This window comes from Bradyrhizobium sp. LB11.1, from assembly GCF_040549385.1.
Taxonomy (GTDB): Bacteria; Pseudomonadota; Alphaproteobacteria; order Rhizobiales; family Xanthobacteraceae; genus Bradyrhizobium.
On the sequence record NZ_JBEPTH010000005.1, the window covers coordinates 62,435 to 79,374 of the forward strand.

13 protein-coding genes and 1 pseudogene are annotated in these 16,940 nt (G+C 62.8%); 3 read left to right on the forward strand and 11 right to left on the reverse strand.

All coding sequences use genetic code 11. The features are described from left to right. Window positions 1-15 precede the first annotated feature (15 nt). From ABIA96_RS14555 to ABIA96_RS14565, 3 genes are all read right to left on the reverse strand, one after another. Window positions 16-1,044, reverse strand: coding sequence for an ABC transporter ATP-binding protein (locus ABIA96_RS14555; RefSeq protein WP_354137745.1), 1,029 nt, complete (start codon window positions 1,042-1,044; stop codon window positions 16-18). Window positions 1,045-1,176: 132 nt separating this feature from the next. Next, window positions 1,177-2,520 carry an extracellular solute-binding protein gene (locus ABIA96_RS14560; protein WP_354137746.1) on the reverse strand — a complete coding sequence of 448 codons (1,344 nt, stop codon included), beginning with the start codon at window positions 2,518-2,520 and terminating at the stop codon, window positions 1,177-1,179. A gap of 217 nt (window positions 2,521-2,737) precedes the next feature. Continuing rightward, complete coding sequence (locus ABIA96_RS14565; protein ID WP_354137747.1) at window positions 2,738-3,535, reverse strand: Crp/Fnr family transcriptional regulator; 798 nt, start codon at window positions 3,533-3,535, stop codon at window positions 2,738-2,740. Window positions 3,536-3,668: 133 nt separating this feature from the next. Between ABIA96_RS14565 and ABIA96_RS14570 the strand changes: the two are divergent. Further along, a pseudogene (locus ABIA96_RS14570) lies at window positions 3,669-3,839 on the forward strand (MFS transporter); the annotation flags it as partial. Between the two features lie 100 nt (window positions 3,840-3,939). On the opposite strand, the gene ABIA96_RS14575 reads toward ABIA96_RS14570, so the two are convergent. Continuing rightward, window positions 3,940-4,710 carry an alpha/beta fold hydrolase gene (locus ABIA96_RS14575; protein ID WP_354137748.1) on the reverse strand — a complete coding sequence of 257 codons (771 nt, stop codon included), beginning with the start codon at window positions 4,708-4,710 and terminating at the stop codon, window positions 3,940-3,942. A gap of 215 nt (window positions 4,711-4,925) precedes the next feature. Here ABIA96_RS14575 and ABIA96_RS14580 point away from each other — a divergent pair, with 215 nt between their 5' ends. Then, entirely contained in the window at window positions 4,926-5,888 is a 963-nt protein-coding gene (locus tag ABIA96_RS14580) for an AraC family transcriptional regulator (protein WP_354137749.1), read from the forward strand. Window positions 5,889-6,041: 153 nt separating this feature from the next. Here the strand turns inward: ABIA96_RS14580 and ABIA96_RS14585 are convergent, their stop codons facing one another. From ABIA96_RS14585 to ABIA96_RS14595, 3 genes are all read right to left on the reverse strand, one after another. Further along, window positions 6,042-7,937: a tetratricopeptide repeat protein gene (locus tag ABIA96_RS14585; protein WP_354137750.1), complete on the reverse strand. Its 1,896-nt coding sequence runs from the start codon at window positions 7,935-7,937 to the stop codon at window positions 6,042-6,044. 265 nt (window positions 7,938-8,202) lie between these two features. Then, window positions 8,203-8,370, reverse strand: coding sequence for a 50S ribosomal protein L33 (rpmG, locus tag ABIA96_RS14590; protein ID WP_045008041.1), 168 nt, complete (start codon window positions 8,368-8,370; stop codon window positions 8,203-8,205). Window positions 8,371-8,495: 125 nt separating this feature from the next. Then, the gene (locus ABIA96_RS14595) at window positions 8,496-9,821 is read right to left on the reverse strand and encodes an LLM class flavin-dependent oxidoreductase (RefSeq protein WP_354137751.1); all 1,326 of its coding nucleotides are present in this window, start codon (window positions 9,819-9,821) and stop codon (window positions 8,496-8,498) included. Window positions 9,822-10,040: 219 nt separating this feature from the next. Here ABIA96_RS14595 and ABIA96_RS14600 point away from each other — a divergent pair, with 219 nt between their 5' ends. Further along, window positions 10,041-10,595, forward strand: a complete 555-nt coding sequence (locus ABIA96_RS14600) for a hypothetical protein (protein ID WP_354137752.1) — start codon at window positions 10,041-10,043, stop codon at window positions 10,593-10,595. On the opposite strand, the gene ABIA96_RS14605 is transcribed toward ABIA96_RS14600, so the two are convergent. From ABIA96_RS14605 to topA, 4 genes are read right to left on the reverse strand one after another with little or no spacing between them, the layout of a single operon-like run. After that, a complete protein-coding gene (locus ABIA96_RS14605) occupies window positions 10,596-11,345 on the reverse strand; it encodes an NUDIX hydrolase (protein ID WP_354137753.1) in 750 nt (249 codons plus the stop codon). It lies immediately after the preceding gene. A 32-nt stretch (window positions 11,346-11,377) separates the two neighbouring features. Then, the gene (locus tag ABIA96_RS14610) at window positions 11,378-11,818 is read right to left on the reverse strand and encodes a DUF983 domain-containing protein (protein WP_354137754.1); all 441 of its coding nucleotides are present in this window, start codon (window positions 11,816-11,818) and stop codon (window positions 11,378-11,380) included. After that, the gene (gene rnr / locus ABIA96_RS14615) at window positions 11,812-14,181 is read right to left on the reverse strand and encodes a ribonuclease R (RefSeq protein ID WP_354137755.1); all 2,370 of its coding nucleotides are present in this window, start codon (window positions 14,179-14,181) and stop codon (window positions 11,812-11,814) included. Before rnr ends, ABIA96_RS14610 begins: the two co-directional genes overlap by 7 nt. 7 nt (window positions 14,182-14,188) lie before the next feature. After that, on the reverse strand, window positions 14,189-16,918 hold the full coding sequence (topA, locus tag ABIA96_RS14620; RefSeq protein WP_354137756.1) for a type I DNA topoisomerase: 2,730 nt from the start codon (window positions 16,916-16,918) through the stop codon (window positions 14,189-14,191). Window positions 16,919-16,940 lie beyond the last annotated feature (22 nt).

Genomic DNA, 16,940 nt, shown 5'->3' on the forward strand with positions numbered 1-16,940 from the left:
CGGTGAATCCCCGGTTCAGTGGCGACTGCTACGATTGCCGGTGGCATCGAAATGGCGTAGCGCGTTGTTCTTCACGGCGAACGGATGCCACTCTCCGGGACGAATGCTTCCTTCGGCGACGTGGGCTGGCGGCAACTTCGCCGTGATCGGCTGCTTTGAGTCGAAGCCGTCTATCACGCCGTAAACGATGCGCTCGGACCCGAGATATTCGGCGCGGTCGACGCGAAAGGAAAATTCAGTCGCGCCGCCGTCATCGATCATATTCTTCGGCAGGAAATTCTCTGGCCGAAATCCGAGATAGCCGCCGCCGTTGCGGGGCACGATATTCATCGACGGCGCGCCGACAAAGGTCGCGACAAAAAGGTCGGCAGGATTCTCGTAGATTTCGGTCGGCGTTCCCACCTGCCGAACCCGTCCATGGTCGATAACCGCGATACGGTCGCCCATGCCCATCGCTTCAACCTGGTCGTGCGTGACGTAGATGGTGGTGAGGCCAACGCGCTGCTGAAAGTTCTTGATTTCCTGGCGAGCAAAGGTGCGCAGTTTGGCATCGAGATTGGAGAGCGGCTCGTCGAGCAGAAGCGCTGTCGGTTCGCGGACGAGGGCGCGCGCGAGCGCAACACGCTGGCGCTCGCCGCCGGAGAGCTGACGTGGCCGCCGGTCGAGAAGATGCTCGATGCCGAGCAATTGCGAGGCCCAATCGACCTTTTTCTGGATTTCCTCGCGGGGCACGCGCTGCGTACGCAGCGGGAACGCGATGTTGTTGCGTACCGTGTAGTGCGGATAAAGGCCATAGCTCTGAAACATCATCGCAACGCCGCGGGCCCGGGGCGGGATGTCGTTGACGACGTTGCCGCCGATCAGGCAATCGCCGCTTGTCTGTTGTTCGAGGCCGCAAATGATGCGCAGAAACGTCGTCTTGCCGCAGCCAGAGGGGCCAAGCAGCACCATGAACTCGCCGTCCGGCACCACGAGCGAAATGCCGTTGACGGCGGCGACCTCGCCGAATTTCTTGACGATATCCCTGGTCGATACGGCAGCCATCAAACCTCCTAAAACCAAAGCATGCCGCCTTTCCGACGCGCGGACCGCTCGACGGAAGCCCAATTGTGCTGCCCAGCGGCGGAAAGCAGCCGCGTCCCGGGCGGCGAAAAGGCGACGCCGCCCGGGCAGCCGTCAGACTTTCTCGTGCCACTTCCTGAAAATGGCCTCGGCCTGTTGGTGCGCCCATTTGACCGAGTCCTCGGCGGACATCTGGCCGGTCGCCGCCTTCGACATCATGTCGCAGATGATGAAGTCGTTGTAGACTTCGTCGACGGCCGGCCAGGACGGGCCGGGATATCCCGGAGAAGCCGACCACTGTTCGGAATCCTGCAGCACCGCCAATTTGTCGGCCGGCGTCGATGTCGGATCGTTCGAGAGGATGGGCATCGGCTTCGGCACAAGGTTGGCGAAGCAGGGGTTATTGTATCCTTCGCTCGCCTTGAACGCTTCCGGCCAATGATCGACGTAGTATTTGAGGAACTCGATCGCGCCTTCCTTGTTCTTGGCGAACTTCCAGACGCCGTAGAACTCGGACGCGCCACCCATGATCTGGCGCACCGGTCCCTTCGGCGGAGCCATCACGAACGTGTCGTCGGCGCCCTTCTTGTTTGCCTTCTGGAACGTCCGATAGGCCGAGATCGGGTTAATGATCATCGAGCCGATACCCGAAACAAGATAGCGGTTGTTGCTCGAATCATCCCAAGACAGCACCTCTGACGTCATCGCCTCCTTGTAGAGCGCGGCCACGGACTTGACGGCTTCGACCGTCTCCTTGCTGTTGAGCACAACGTTCTTGCCGGTCTCGTCCTGAAGCGCGCCGCCAAAGCTCCACAGCAGGCCGCGCCAGGTCGTATTCGGATCGTTGCTGTGCCCGAGGGAAATGCCGACCGGATGGCCCTTGGCTTTCAGCTTGGCGCCGCCGGTGCGAACATTGTCCCACGTGTCCGGCTTCATCCCGATCTCGTCCCACATGCTCTTGCGATACATGGAAGGAAAGTTGATGTAGAAATCGGGGAAAGCCGACCAGGTCTTGTCGTCCTGATTGTAGCCGATCTGGCGGCCGATCGTGCTGACCTTGCCGTACTTCTTCTCAGTCGCCTCGACGAGGCTTGTCACGTCGACGAGGAATTTGCGGTAGAGGTGTGCCCCGCCTGCGCCGTTCCAGCCGAACAGGTCGTGGCCCGATTGGCCGGAAGCTTCGGCGGCTGCGCGCGCCGCGACGTTGGCGACCGGGACGTGATCGACCGTGACCTCGATTTTGTTCTTCTGTCCCCAGTCCTTTGCGAACGTATCGAACCACTTGTCGTAATCCGGAACGAAATGGCTCCATTGCACGATGGAAAGCGACTTGGTGTCCGCAAGTGCTCTGGAAATGAATGGCGTCGCAAGGGAGGGCGCAGAGGCCGCAGCAAGGGTAAGACCGGTTTGCTTCAGGAAACGGCGTCGCGTGACGCGCAAGAATTTACCCGTGCTCATCTCGATTCCTCCTGTGGATTTTGCCAGTTTGAGAAGGCTCATCCAGATGGGGGATCAGTCTAGCTCGATCCTGGATTCTGCTAATTCAACGTCACTATAGCCTTGAGGTCCCGATCGGCCTTTCTACTAAAGCCGATCATTTGGTACGCTGCCGTACAAGGATTGATGGGGGACAACGTCACGCGCGCTGGCCGTAAGCAAGCTGTCTGGATGACTGTCAGACGCAGCAAAGGCAGCTACGCATGAGGCCGGCGGCCGCGGAAATGCGGTGCTCATGCAGGCCGCTGCGAGTTAGGTACCCGTATTCCGACGCTATGATCTGATAGCAATCGCATGTTCGAAGCGCGAGGGCCGCGTGATCGCACATTTCGATGCCGCCTCGCTGTCTGATGAGACCGCCGCAGCGCTCCAGCTCCGCAAGCGTCGTCGTGATGCTGGCGCGTCGCACGCCCAGGATGACCGACAGCACGTCGTGCGTCACGGGAATGACCCGCTCATCCAGACGGTCGGCTGCAAGCAGCAGCCAGCGGCTCAGCCGTTCCTCGAGGCTGTGGCGGGCGCTGCAAAGAGTTGTCTGGGTGTTCTGGACCAACAGCGCGTGGACATAGCTGAACAGTTGCTGCTGGATGTCCGGGTATCTGTGTGCGGCTCGGCGCAGGTCAGGCACCGCGATGCGCAATGCATAACCGGGGACCGACATCAGGCAGCGATTGGGCGAGCGCTGGATGCCAAGCGCCGCCGTGACACCGACAAAACCGAGCCGTCCGACCATCGCGACCTCGACCGGTCCATCGCGCTGCGTTCGCGCCAGCAGCGATGCGACGCCGCGTTCGATGAAGTAGATGTGCTCGATGGGACGGTGGTAGTCCTGAAGAATCGCCCGGCGTTTGAGCGCAACGGGCTGCAGGAAGGGACGAAGGCGCTCAAAGGATGCCGGCGCAAGACCGGCCAGCAGACGGTTCTGGACTCGAACCGTCTGCTCGCCGTTGGCACGGCTCAGCGCACTTTCGAGCACTATCCCATGGCGCGGTCCTCGCGATGCGTCCCCTTGTTCGGCCGAGATCAGGGCCTGTTCCCAGCGAAGCTACTCCCTCTGCCATCTGGAGTCACGGGCACCCGACGATCCGGCGATCCCGGCCAAAGGCACCGGCAGCTTCCTCGGCGCCTACGGAGGAGGGGTGATCTGCGACCCACTCGGCTCCTACAGCATGGCCTGGCGCATCGGCGGGGCGCCGGGCTTGGCCGGCGGCATCATCCAGGTCGCGTTCGCGCTGATCAGGCTGTCACAGCCGCCGGCGCCGGTGTTGCGGACGGCGTAGGAGGGAAGGTTATTCATAAGCGGTCCGGATTCTTGGCATAAAATAATCGAGCGCAGCGAGCGTGCGCGCTCCCGGCGCTTTCGCGCCGGGAGCGGTACCGTCACTTCGCGAGCGCTGCCTTTTCGATGACTTCAGCGACTTGCGTCGCATGGACGACGAGCGAGGCATGGCTGCCGGCGACTTCCGTCGTCTGAGCCTTCATCCTGGCTGCGAACGACTTCTGGGCCTCGGGCGCGAGGACTTTGTCCTTCGTGCTGATGACATAGAACGTCGGCTTGTCATGCCAGGCGGCAATGTCGACGGGGGCTTCGAAAGCAACGTGATTCAACGGAAGCTGCGAGTTGGCCAGGTGCGCAGCGATTTCCGGAGGAAGGTCAGCCGCGACGGCCGACGGAAACACTTTGGGATCGATGTACAAATTGCCCTTCGCGTCCGGATGGATCGCATTGCCGCCTTCGGTCGGCTGGCCGGCCTTTGCCAGCGACGCCAGGGATTCACCGACCTCCGGTGCGAAGGCGGAAACATAGACCAGCGCCGAAACCTTAGGATCGTTGCCGGCTTGCGTGATCACCACGCCGCCCCATGAATGGCCGACCAGAACGGTCTTGCCGTCCTGCTTCGCGAGCGCCTGCTTGGTGGCATCGACATCAGCGGCAAGCGAGGTGAGTGGATTTTCGACGAGCGTGACGCTGTAGCCTTTCTTCGTGAGAATATCGGCAACGGGCTGCCAGCTCGTCTGGTCCACGAAAGCGCCGTGCACGAGCACGATGTTGTGGGCTGCTCCCTTGGGTAGCTCGGCGGAACGGACGGAGCCGACCAATGTCGACCCGGCCAGGAGTGCGGTGGCGGCTGTAAGGAGGATATTTCGCATCAAGTGTTCCTGTGGGCATGTCGGACCGAATAAGGTCCGGGGGAATGGACAGGCGTTTCCAGCAAGATCGCGGTTCTTCCATCTGCCGTTGGCGAAATGGTTGCCGTACGTGACGTCGGCCCGCCGCGACATGACCTATTCCGGGGACCTTTCGGACGATAGAGATCAATCGTCCGGATGTTGTGTCCGATCGTCCGCCCATCTAATGTCGCGGCATGGACATACTCGCCCAAGTGCTCGATCGCGTTCGTCTCAGCGGGACGCTGCTCTTTCACTTCGAGCTCGGCCATCCCTGGCATCTTGAGTTGCCGGCGCGCCCCTACGCCTTGTTTCACTATCTCAGCCAGGGCTCAGCGACCCTCGCGCTGGAACAGGGGCAGGTAATCGAGATGACCGAGGGCGATTTTGTCGTCATCACACGCGGAGAGCCCCATGTGTTCTATTCGGATCGCCGGGCCAAGCCTTTGCGGATTATGGATATCGATCGATCGTCCCCGCGTCTTGGCGTCGTTCGTCACGGCAGCCGTGGAAAGCTGCTCTCGAACATGATCTGCGGCAATTTCACGGTGTCGCGACCGCTGTTCGGCAGCGTGCTGGAGCTACTCCCGCCCGTGCTCCTGCTGAAGCCGACGGCCGACAATGGTTGGCTTGAAGCAATCCTGCGCCGCCTGGTCAGCGAGTCCGCGCTCGAGCGTCCTGGTCAACGTGTCGCGCTTTCACGACTGACGGAAGTGCTCTTTGTCGAGGTGCTCCGAAGCTGGATCGCGTCTCTCAGGCCCGGACAAGGCGGCTGGCTCGGGGCCATCTCTGACCCGCATATCGGACCGGCGCTCAAACTGATTCACGAACATCCGGAGCAGCCCTGGACGCTGAGCGACCTTGGCCACCGCGTCGGGCTCGGCCGCTCGGTATTTTCGGCGCGCTTTACCAAGCTCGTCGGCCAGTCCATGCATCGCTATGTGATCGAACGGCGGATGGCGGAAGCGGCGTTCCTGCTGGAAACCAGCGATGAGCCCATCGCACGGATTGCCAGCCGGGTCGGTTACGAGACAGCGGCGGCGTTTTCGAAGCTGTTTCATCGATATCATGGCCTATCGCCTGGCCGGTACCGAGCAGCTCGACGCTCGGACAGCGGCGAAAGGCAAGGGGACGCTCAGGCAGCAGAAGTAGCCGAATGATTCCCGACCTGAAGTTCGTGCCGTTGAGATAAGTTCGCAACTTGAGTCAGGCATCGCCACTTTGTTGACCTTCGTGATGAACAGGGGCTGGTGCCGACTTCAACGTCGGTTTCTGCACGCATAGCGGACGCGACAATTCTGGGAGGGGGCCAATCAAGCAGGCAGCAGCGGCGCCTGCTTTGCGCGCCAGGCGGCGACCTGCTTCTGCAGTTCGACGCGAACGTCGTCCACGACGCTGGCCCAATTGCCTCGCTTCGTTTGCCTGAACATCCGCATCGACCGATACCACGGGCTGTCGTCGCGGTTGAGCAGCCAGCGCCAATCGGGATTGAAAGGCACCATCGTCCAGACCGGAGCGCCCAGCGCGCCGGCGAGGTGGGCGACGCTGGTGTCGACAGAGATCACCAGATCGAGACAGGTCATCAGCGCGGCTGTTTCGCTGAAATCCGTCAGCTGCTCTGTGAGGTCGACGATGTCCGGGCGTTGGCTGAGGAAAACCTTGTCCTGATCGCGGACACCTTTTTGCAAGGAGACGAACTGGACGTCGCAATCCAGCAGTGGCGCAAGGGTGCGCAGTGTCATCGATCGATTGTGGTCGTTCTTGTGATCCGGATTGCCTGTCCAGACCAGACCGACGCGGAAGCGATTGCGGGGGCCTGGCCGGTCTTCAAGCCGATCTTGCCATGCCTTCACGCGCGCCGCCGGAGGCGCAGGAACGTAACCTTCCGCGAGCGGAATCGTATCCAGCCGCGTCCCGAACGCTAACGGCAGCGTTCCGAGAGGGCAGTGCAGGTCGAACGCCGGCGAGGACGACCGGCCGATACACTCTGTAACCCCGGTGATTCCGCTCAGAAGCTGCTGGACCGGAGGCTCGACCTCCAGGATGACCCGAGCCCCGAGCGCGGCCACCATCGGCACATAGCGGGCGAACTGAATCGCATCGCCCAGTCCCTCATCGGAGTGAAGCAAGATGGTCTTGCCTGCAATCGGCTGGTCACCAAGCCACAGGGCTTGCGAAAAGCCTCGATCGACCAGACCGACCGAGGGAAGTCGCCAACGCGCTTCGCGCGCAAGCCAGCCGCGCTCGAAGTCTCCGGTCAGGAGTTGCAGCGTTGCCAGATAGAAAAGCGTCTGCGCATCGTTGGGAGCGGCCGCAATGGATTTGTGAAGGGCCGCGAACGCCTCATCCAGCAATTGCAGATGCAACAAGACCACGGCCTTGTTGTTGAGCACCGCATGAAAATCCGGGCGAAGTGCCAGCGCGGAATCGAAACACGCGAAAGCCTGCTCCAGTCGATCAAATCGCCAATGCAGCAGGCCGAGATTGTTGTGCGTCTCCGCGAGGCTCGGATCCAGCGCAATGGACTTTTCGTAGTCGGCCTCCGCTTCCTCGAACCGGTTCGCGGCCGAGAGGCAGACGGCCCGCATTTGGTAGAGGGCTGCCGAATTCGGATTCAGCTTCTCGGCTTTGTTGAACCATTCCAGGGCTTCCGCATGCCGGCCGAGTTCAAGCAGCAGCATGCCGCAGTTTTGCGCGGGCTCCCAATATTGCGGATTCAGCTTCAGGGCCTGCTGATAGTGCAGCACAGCCTCTTCGCTCTGCGCGAGTTGCCAGAGCAGATTGCCGAGGTGATTCCAGAGGCCGGCATCTTCGGGTTTGAGGCTCAGGGCCTGGCTGTAGTGTTGTCGTGCTTCGTCGAGCCGCCCCTGTCGTTCCAGCACCGTGGCGAGACTCAAGAAATATTCTGCCTTCGGTGACCGCTGGACGGCGCGTCCGATCCATTCCGCGGCGGCGTCTGGCTGCTGCGCATGAAAACAAAGCACGCCCAGCAGGTGGAAGGCATCCGGATCTTGTTCGTCCAGCGTCAGCGCCTGCTGGCAACAGAGCTCGGCTTCGGCAATTCGTCCCGATTGAAAATGCGCGAAGCCAGCCTGGCAAAGCGTCGCCGGCGTCGCTTGTCCGGATTGTGTGGCCGCGGCCTGGCGCTCTCTGCGATTCATGAATGGCTGGAAAATGATCCGAAGCAGCCTTGCAATTGAAGGCAGCACTTTCTTCTAACCACGCCAGGATTTCGCGAGGCTGACGCTGGGCATCGCCTGGGCTCGCAGCGCGTCGGGGGCGGGAGAGGAGGGCAATGCTGCCACCCACACTCCGTCATTGCGAACGTAGCGAAGCAATCCAGAATCTTTCCGCGGCGGCAGTCTGGATTGCTTCGTCGCAAGAGCTCCTCGCAACGACGGCGCGGAGAGAGCGGGGCCTAAATGAAAACGGGGCCCGAAAGGGCCCCGCAAACTCTTCAACGCTTCGTCGATCTTACTTGATCTTGGATTCGCGGAATTCGACGTGCTTGCGCGCGACCGGATCGTACTTCTTCTTGACCAGCTTGTCGGTCATGGTGCGCGAATTCTTCTTGGCGACGTAGTAGAAGCCGGTGTCGGCCGAGGACACGAGCTTGACCTTGATGGTGACCGCTTTGGCCATGTTCTGAACCTCAGAATATTGGGGAATCTGGAGCCGGCCAAACGGCCCGCGTTGGCCGGCAACCTAGCCAGAAACCGGGAGAAGTCAAGGATTTAGGGGCTGAAAACCACTCAAATCGGGCCATTTTACCGCTCGAAGAAGCGGTTTTTCGGCCGGGGCAGGCCCAGATTCTCCCGCAAAGTGGCCCCTTCATACTCTTTCCGGAAAATCCCGCGGTGCTGCAGCTCCGGGACGACCTTGTCGACGAAATCGTCGAGGCCTGCGGGCAGGAACGGGAACATGATGTTGAAGCCGTCCGAGCCGCGGCCGACCAGCCACTCCTCCATCTGGTCGGCGATGGTTTTGGCGGTGCCGACGAAGGAGAGCCCGCCGTAACCGCCGACGCGCTGGGCGAGCTGGCGCACCGTCAGCTTGTCGCGCCTGGCAAGGTCGACCATGCGCTGCCGGCCGCTCTTGCTGGCGTTGGTCTCGGGGATATCAGGCAATTGTCCGTCCGGATCGAAGCCGGAGGCGTCGGTGCCGAGGACGACCGAGAGCGAGGCGATGGCGCTGTCGTAATGTACGCGGCTGTCGAGCAAAGCGCGCTTCTCTTTGGCTTCGTCGACGCTGTCGCCGACCACGACGAAGGCGCCGGGCAGAATCTTGAGATGCTCTGGATCGCGGCCGATCTTTTCCATGCGGCTCTTGATATCGGCATAGAGTTTTTGTGCGTCGGCGAGGCTGCCGCCGCCGGTGAACACGGCTTCCGCCGTTTCGGCCGCGAGCTGCTTGCCGTCCTCGGAGGCGCCGGCCTGCACGATCACCGGCCAGCCCTGCACGGGGCGGGCGATGTTGAGGGGCCCGCGCACCTTCAGATATTTGCCGTTGTGGTCGAGCACATGCATCTTCGCGGGATCGAAGAAAAGTCCGCTCTCGACGTCGCGCACGAAGGCGTCATCGGCGAAGGAATCCCAGAGGCCGGTGACGACGTCGTAGAATTCGCGTGCGCGCTTGTAGCGCTCGGCGTGCTCCATGTGATCGTCGAGGCCGAAATTCAGCGCCGCGTCCGGGTTCGAGGTGGTGACGATGTTCCAGCCCGCGCGGCCGCCGCTGAGATGGTCGAGCGAGGCGAAGCGGCGGGCGACGTGATAAGGCTCGTCGAATGTGGTCGAGCCCGTCGCGATCAGGCCGATGCGCTCGGTGACGGCGGACAGTGCGGAGAGTAGCGTGAACGGCTCGAACGAGGTCACGGTGTGGCTGCGCTTGAGCGCATTGACCGGCATGTTCAGCACGGCCAGGTGATCGGCCATGAAGAAGGCGTCGAACTTGCCGGCCTCGAGCTTCCTGATCAGCTGCTTGATGTGACCAAAATTGAAATTGGCATCGGGCCAGGCGCCGGGATAGCGCCATGCACCGGTGTGGATGCTGACCGGGCGCATGAACGCGCCGAGCTTGAGTTGCCGTTGTGCCATCGCGCCCTACATCCGTTCTGAGTGTTCTTGGGGGAAGACATAGGCACGAGCGGGAACTCCGCCATTGGGGGAGGCGGGAAGAATTTTTTGTTTTTTGCGACGCGCACAGCACAATCGCGTCATTTCCGGCGCGCAGCGTAGCGGCGGGACGGGGTCGGTCGAACCAACCGGCCGCTCGTGCCCACCAAGCCATGACCTTTGCTCCCGAGGAGACACTTGATGGCAGGCGCAATGACCGTGGACGGCAGCATCGTCCGCATCGAACGTCCGATGCCCTGGTTCGGCCGGCTGCTGTCGCTGCCGCTGCTGGCGGCGAGCGCCTATCTCTTGTGGAATGTCGCGCTCGGCCTGCGACAGGATTTTTCCGGCTTCGGCAGGCTCGCCGACGACCTCGTGCCGGTGCTGGTGTTCACAGGGCTCGGGCTGCTCGTCGGCATTCCCGGCGTGATCCTGCTCACTTTCCGCACCTTCGTCGTGCTGAACGAGGCGCTGCGCCAGATCGTCATCACCCGGCAGTTCGGCCCGCTGAATATTCGCAAGCAGCGTGATCTCGCCGACTATCACTTCATCAGCATCACGGATGATTACGATCCGCAAGCGACGACCTACGACGTCAATCTCTGTGGCAACAAGGGCGTCGAGGCGATCACGCTTCAGAGCTTCACCAGGCGCGAGGAGGCGGACAAGCTCGCGAGTGAGATCGGCCGCGTCCTCAAGCTGCCGGCGCGCGACTATGTCGGCACCGAGCCTGATACCGACGACGCTGATATCTGATCAGCTCAGAATATCCTTCTGCATCTTGCCGCCGTAGAAATGGAAGAACGGCACCGGCGCGTCGTGGCGCAGCGGGCCGGTTGCAAGGCGGGTGTCGAGTTCGTTGAGCACATTCCGTGTCATGGGATGCAGATCAGCGAGCGGCTTTGAGCCGAGCTCGACCCACACCAGCTCGACCAACTCGGCGTCGGCATGGATCACGCCCTCGACATGATGGGTGATCGCAGAGGCATCCGCCGTGAAGAAGCGCGTGTCGAAGCGCTTGACGCGGCCGGGCGGGGTAATCGCGCGGGCGATCAGGAACAGGCTCGAGGGATCGGGCAGCAAGCCCGCATCCGCGAACGGCTTCCAGGCGCCTTCGAGCCTGGCCTTGCCCTCATTCTTGCGCCCCAAGCAGAGACCGGTCTCCTCGCAGGCCTCGCGAATCGCGGCAACGGCAAGCGACTTTGCGCGTGAGGCCGGCGTCTTCGGGCTGCCCTTGGCGAGATTGGTTTCCAACTCAGTGGTGATGGGGGCTGCGACCGGCACGCGGTAATCGTCCTTGTCGACGCGGCCGCCGGGGAAGACGAATTTGCCGGGCATGAACACCACTTTGTCGTGGCGTTTGCCGACCAGGACTTTCGGAATGGCGCCGCTGCGATCGACCAGGATCAGGGTCGCCGCATCCCTTGGGCGGAAATAGGGATGGTGATCGGCTTCCTTGCCCTCGTGGATCTTGGCCTTTTCGGCCGTTTGCGATGTATCCGTCATGTCCTCACCCAAACTGTTCTTGCTTATTTGGCTTACACAGGCGGAATACCATCCGGCGGGTTGTCGTCAAACCCGTGCATGCGCAGAGCCCATTGCAAGCCGACCACAGCTCCCTTGACCGGCTGCAATAGCCCGAGCGAAGCGAAAAAGGTGAACGGCAAATAGGCCGCGAAGGTCAGCCAGACCGGCGTCGTATAATTGGTCTCGATCCAGAGGATGGTCGGCACGGTGATGTGGCCGACGATGACGATCACGAGATAAGCGGGCAGGTCGTCGGCGCGATGCGGTGTGAAGTCGAGGCCGCATTTTGCGCAATTGTCGGCCGTCTTCAGGAAGGCGCGGAACAGCTTTCCCTCGCCGCAGCGCGGGCAGCGGCCGCGACAACCGCGCTTCATCGCAGCCCAGACATCGCGCTTCTCGACGAGGCCGGTCTCGCGCGTCCAGATCTTTGGGACCGTGCTCATGGTTACCATGCCTTGCCCTTCTGGCCCCCGCCTTTACCCTTGTTCTTCCCTTTGTTTTTTCCTTGGCTCTTCTTCGCTTTGCCAGGCTCTGGCTTCGACGGCTTATGCTTCTTCGCCGGACTGCGTCCGGGATGCGCCTTGAACGAGGGGCGGCGTTGCGGACCGGGTTGCCTGCGGTCGCGCGGCGCGGTCTCGCTGGATGACGACAGCAGCTCAAAACGCAGTGCGCCTGCGATGGGCGCTGCTTCGATCAGACGGACGTCGACGACGTCGCCGAGCTGGTACATGGTGCGGCTGCGCGTGCCGACCAGCGCGTGGCGGCCCTCGTCATAGTTGAAATATTCCGTGCCAAGGGATCGGATCGGGATCAATCCGTCGGCACCGGTCTCGGCAAGCTTGACGAACAGGCCGGCGCGCGTGACGCCGGAGACGCGGCCCTGAAAACTCGCGCCGATGCGATCGGCGAGGTGATGCGCGATCAGGCGGTCGACGGTCTCGCGCTCGGCCTTCATTGCGCGCCGCTCGGTCACCGAAATATGCGCGGCGACCTCGCTCAGGGTTTCCGCCGTCTCGCTGTCGGGCAGGGCGCCTTCGCCAAGCCCGAGCGCTCGGACCAGCGCGCGGTGCACGACGAGGTCGGCATAGCGGCGGATCGGCGAGGTAAAATGTGCGTAACGGCGCAAATTCAGGCCGAAATGACCGTAGTTCTCCGAGGAATATTCGGCCTGCGCCTGGGCGCGCAACACGACCTCGCTGACCAGCGGGAAGTGGTCATGGCCTTCGAGCTGCGCCAGCACGCGGTTGAACAGCGCGGGGCGCAACGCGCCGGTCTTGGCGAAGGGAACGTCGAGTGTTTGCAGGAATTCCGCGAGCGCGTGAACCTTCTCCAGTGTCGGCTCGTCATGCACGCGGTAGATCACCGGGAGCGATTTCTTCTCCAGCATCTCGGCGGCCGCGACGTTGGCGAGGATCATGAACTCCTCGATCAGCTTGTGCGCATCTAGCCTTTCAGGAACGACGACACGATCAACGGTGCCGTCGCTCTTCAGGAGAATTTTGCGCTCGGGCAGATCGAGATTGAGCGGATCGCGTTCGTCGCGCGCGCGCTTGACGCAGGCGTAAGCCGCATAAAGCGGCTTCAGGATCGGATCGAGCAGGGGGCCGGTGGTGTCGTCAGGCCGTCCGTCGATCGCGGCCTGCGCCTGCGCGTAGCTCAGCTTGGCCGCCGAGCGCATCAGGATGCGATGAAAGCTGTGCGAGCGCTTGCGGCCATCCGGCGCGATGATCATGCGCACCGCGAGCGCGCCACGCGGCTCGCCCGGCACCAGCGAACAGAGATTGTTGGAGATGCGTTCGGGCAACATCGGCACGACGCGGTCGGGGAAGTAGACCGAGTTGCCGCGGTCGAGTGCGTTGCGGTCGAGCGCGGTGCCCGGCTGCACGTAGAAGCTCACATCCGCAATGGCGACGTCGACGATAAAGCCGCCTCTGTTGTTGGGATCGGGATCTGCTTGCGCATGCACGGCGTCGTCGTGATCCTTCGCATCCGGCGGATCGATGGTGACGAGGGGGACATCGCGCCAGTCCTCGCGGCCTTTCAAATTGGCGGGCTCCGCCGCTTCCGCCTCGCGCTCGGCGGCGGAGGAGAATTGCAGCGGAATGTCGTGGGCGTAGATCGCGATCAGGCTGATCGCCTTTTCGGTTTTGACCGAGCCGAGCTTCTCTTTCACCCGCCCCGAGGCCAGCCCGAAGGCGCGGGAGCGCACGATGTCGACGCTGACGAGGTCGCCATCCTGCGCGCCGTGCATATCGGCCGCCGCGATGTTCAGCTCGCGATCGGCGGACTTCTTGTCGACAGGGACGAGGCGTCCACCGCCTTCGGGAAGCTCGCGGAACACGCCGAGAATGCGGGTCTTGGTCTTGTCGAAGACCTTGATGATGTGGCCGCGATAGGCCGGGCCTTCGGTCTCGTTGGTCGGCTCGACGCGCAGCAGCACGCGGTCGCGGACGCCGGCGACGGTGCCCGGCTTGGGCCGGCGCGGCATCTGGATGCGGATTTTCGGAGGCTCGCCGCCTTCGACCTCGTCCCATTCGGTGGGGGAGGCGATCAGCTCGCCGTCGGAGTCGCGCCCCGTGATGTCTGCGACCAGCGTCGATGGCAGACTGTCCGGCTCTGAGACCGTGTGTCGTTTTTTCTTGATGGTGCCGTCGTCGGCGAGCTCGCGCAGCAGGCGCTTGAGCTCGATGCGATCGGCGTTCTTCAGGCCGAACTCGCGCGCAATTTCGCGGGTCCCGACCTTTCCTGGATGTGCCTTGATGAAGGCGACGATGGCTGCCCTGTCGGGAAAGCCATGGTCATTCTTGCGTTTCACTTAACCTCTAATTGGTGCCGGCACTCTTCTTGGCCGGAGCTTTGGTCGCGGCTGCCTTGGTCGGCGACGTCTTGGCGGACGACGACACGGCTGCGCGCGCCTTGCTGGTGGATTCAGTTTTCGATTTGGCCGCTTTCTTTGCAGCCGGTTTCTTCTTCGCCGCGGCGTCATCACCGTCCGCAGCCTTTTTGGCCTTGGCCGGCTTCGCCGCCTTCTTCGGCTTCTTGCCGCCGCCCTTGGCCGCGCGCTCATCGATCAGCGCGATCGCCTGCGGCAGTGTGATGGCGTCTTTCTCGATGTCGCTCGGTATCGTCGCGTTGACGCCGCCGGCCGTGACATAGGCGCCGTAGCGGCCGGCCTTTACCGTGACGGTGCCGAGGGTCGGATGATCGCCGATCGCCTTGCCGGGATCGGCGCCGAAGCGGCGGCTCGGGCCCTTCGCGATCTTTTCCGCGATCAGCGTCACGGCGCGGTTGATGCCGATGTCGAAGACTTCGTCGCCGGCCTCGAGGCTGGCATAGGTCTTCTCGTGCTTCACGAACGGCCCGAAGCGGCCGAGGCCTGCCGTGATCGGCTCACCAGTCTCCGGATGCTTGCCGATCTCGCGCGGCAAAGACAGCAGTTTCAGCGCAATCTCGAGCTCGACATCGCCGGGCGAGGTGCCCTTGGGGATGCCTGCGCGCTTCGGCTTCTCGCCTTCCTCATAATCCTTCTGCTCGCCGAGCTGGATGTAGGGGCCGAAGCGGCCGGCCTTGACCCAGACGTCGCGACCCGTATCAGGATCCTGGCCGAGCGAACGGTCCGCGGTGGTCTCGCTGTCGGCGGCGAGCTGACGGGTGTAGCGACACTCCGGATAGTTCGAGCAGCCGACGAAGGCGCCGAACTTGCCGGCCTTCAGATTGAGCCGGCCGTTGCCGCAGCTCGGGCACTGCCTGATGTCGCCGCCATCGGTGCGCGGCGGATAGATGTGCTGGCCCAGCATTTCGTCGAGCACGTCCAGCACCTGGGCGACGCGCAGATCCTTGATCTCGTCGACGGCGCCGATGAAGCCGGTCCAGAAATCCTTCAGCACCTGCTGCCAGGAGATCTCGTTGTTGGAGACGCGGTCGAGCTGCTCTTCCAGATTGGCCGTGAAATCATATTCGACATAGCGGGCGAAGAAGCTCTCGAGGAACGCGACCACGACGCGGCCCTTGTCCTCGCCGTGCAGGCGCTTCTTCTCCAGCTTGACGTAGCCGCGGTCCTTCAGCACCTGGAGGATCGAGGCATAGGTCGAGGGCCGGCCGATGCCGAGCTCTTCCATGCGCTTGACCAGTGAGGCCTCGGAGAAGCGCGGCGGCGGCTCGGTGAAATGCTGGGTGACGGCAAGCGATTGCCGCTTCAGCGCGTCGCGCGGGCTCATGGCGGGCAGGCGACGGGAGTCTTCATCCTCCTCGTCGTCGCGGCCTTCCTGGTAGAGCGCCAGGAAACCGTCGAACTTGACGACCTGGCCGGTGGCGCGCAATTCCAGCGTGCGGGCGCCGGCCTTCGCCGTGATGTCGACGGTGGTGCGCTCGAGCTCGGCCGATTCCATCTGGCTCGCGATGGTGCGCTTCCAGATCAGCTCATAGAGCCGCGCCTGATCGGTATCGAGCTTGCGGCTCATGCTGTCGGGGCGGCGCGACATGTCGGTCGGGCGGATCGCCTCGTGCGCTTCCTGCGCGTTCTTGGCCTTGGCCTGGTACTGGCGCGGGGCGTCCGGCACGTAGGCGTTGCCGTAATCCTCCCCGATCACCTTGCGTGCCTGGGTGATCGCGGACGGATCGATCTGCACGCCGTCGGTACGCATGTAAGTAATGAGTCCGGTGGTCTCGCCGCCGATGTCGATGCCTTCATAAAGGCGCTGCGCGATGCGCATCGTATGCGCGGGCGCAAAGCCGTATTTGCGGCTGGCTTCCTGCTGCAGCGTCGAGGTGGTGAAGGGCGCCTGCGGGTTGCGCCGGGCCGGTTTTGCGTCGACCGCGGTGACCGCATAGGCGGCCGTTTCCAGCGCCTTCTTGAAGTCTTCGGCTTCCGCGCCGGTGCCGATGTCGAGACGCTGGATCTTCTTGCCGTCGGCGCCGACGAGACGGGCCTCGAAGGCATCGCCGCGCGGTGTCAGCAGGGTCGCGATCAGCGACCAATATTCGCGAGCAACGAACTTCTCGATCTCGAGCTCGCGATCGCAGACCAGACGCAGTGCCACCGACTGGACGCGGCCGGCCGAGCGGGCGCCCGGCAGCTTGCGCCACAGCACGGGGGAGAGGGTGAAACCGACCAGATAGTCCAGCGCGCGCCGCGCCATATAGGCGTCGACCAGCGCGCCGTCGATCTGGCGCGGATGCTTCATCGCGTCCGTGACGGCCTGCTTGGTGATGGCGTTGAACACCACGCGCTCGATCTTGTGGTCCTTGAGCGCGCGCTTTTCCTTCAGCACCTCCAGCACGTGCCAGGAGATGGCCTCGCCCTCGCGATCAGGGTCGGTCGCGAGAATCAGGCGGTCGGCGTTCTTCAGCGATTTGGCGATGTCGTTGAGCCGGCCGGCCGCCTTGGGGTCGACCTCCCAGATCATCTTGAAATTGGCGTCGGGATCGACGGAACCGTTTTTCGCGGGCAAGTCGCGGACATGGCCGAATGAGGCCAGAACCTCGTAGGACGAGCCCAAATACTTGTTGATCGTCTTGGCTTTCGCCGGCGACTCCACAATGACGATGTTCATGTAGTTCCAGTAACTTACGGGG

Excerpts from the sequence above, each read along its gene's own strand:
- ABIA96_RS14555 (WP_354137745.1), bottom strand. The coding sequence starts at position 1,044 with ATGGCTGCCGTATCGACCAGGGATATCGTCAAGAAATTCGGCGAGGTC.
- ABIA96_RS14560 (WP_354137746.1), bottom strand. The coding sequence starts at position 2,520 with ATGAGCACGGGTAAATTCTTGCGCGTCACGCGACGCCGTTTCCTGAAG.
- ABIA96_RS14575 (WP_354137748.1), bottom strand. The coding sequence starts at position 4,710 with ATGCGAAATATCCTCCTTACAGCCGCCACCGCACTCCTGGCCGGGTCG.
- ABIA96_RS14580 (WP_354137749.1), top strand. The coding sequence starts at position 4,926 with ATGGACATACTCGCCCAAGTGCTCGATCGCGTTCGTCTCAGCGGGACG.
- rpmG (WP_045008041.1), bottom strand. The coding sequence starts at position 8,370 with ATGGCCAAAGCGGTCACCATCAAGGTCAAGCTCGTGTCCTCGGCCGAC.
- ABIA96_RS14595 (WP_354137751.1), bottom strand. The coding sequence starts at position 9,821 with ATGGCACAACGGCAACTCAAGCTCGGCGCGTTCATGCGCCCGGTCAGC.
- ABIA96_RS14600 (WP_354137752.1), top strand. The coding sequence starts at position 10,041 with ATGGCAGGCGCAATGACCGTGGACGGCAGCATCGTCCGCATCGAACGT.
- ABIA96_RS14605 (WP_354137753.1), bottom strand. The coding sequence starts at position 11,345 with ATGACGGATACATCGCAAACGGCCGAAAAGGCCAAGATCCACGAGGGC.
- ABIA96_RS14610 (WP_354137754.1), bottom strand. The coding sequence starts at position 11,818 with ATGGTAACCATGAGCACGGTCCCAAAGATCTGGACGCGCGAGACCGGC.
- topA (WP_354137756.1), bottom strand. The coding sequence starts at position 16,918 with ATGAACATCGTCATTGTGGAGTCGCCGGCGAAAGCCAAGACGATCAAC.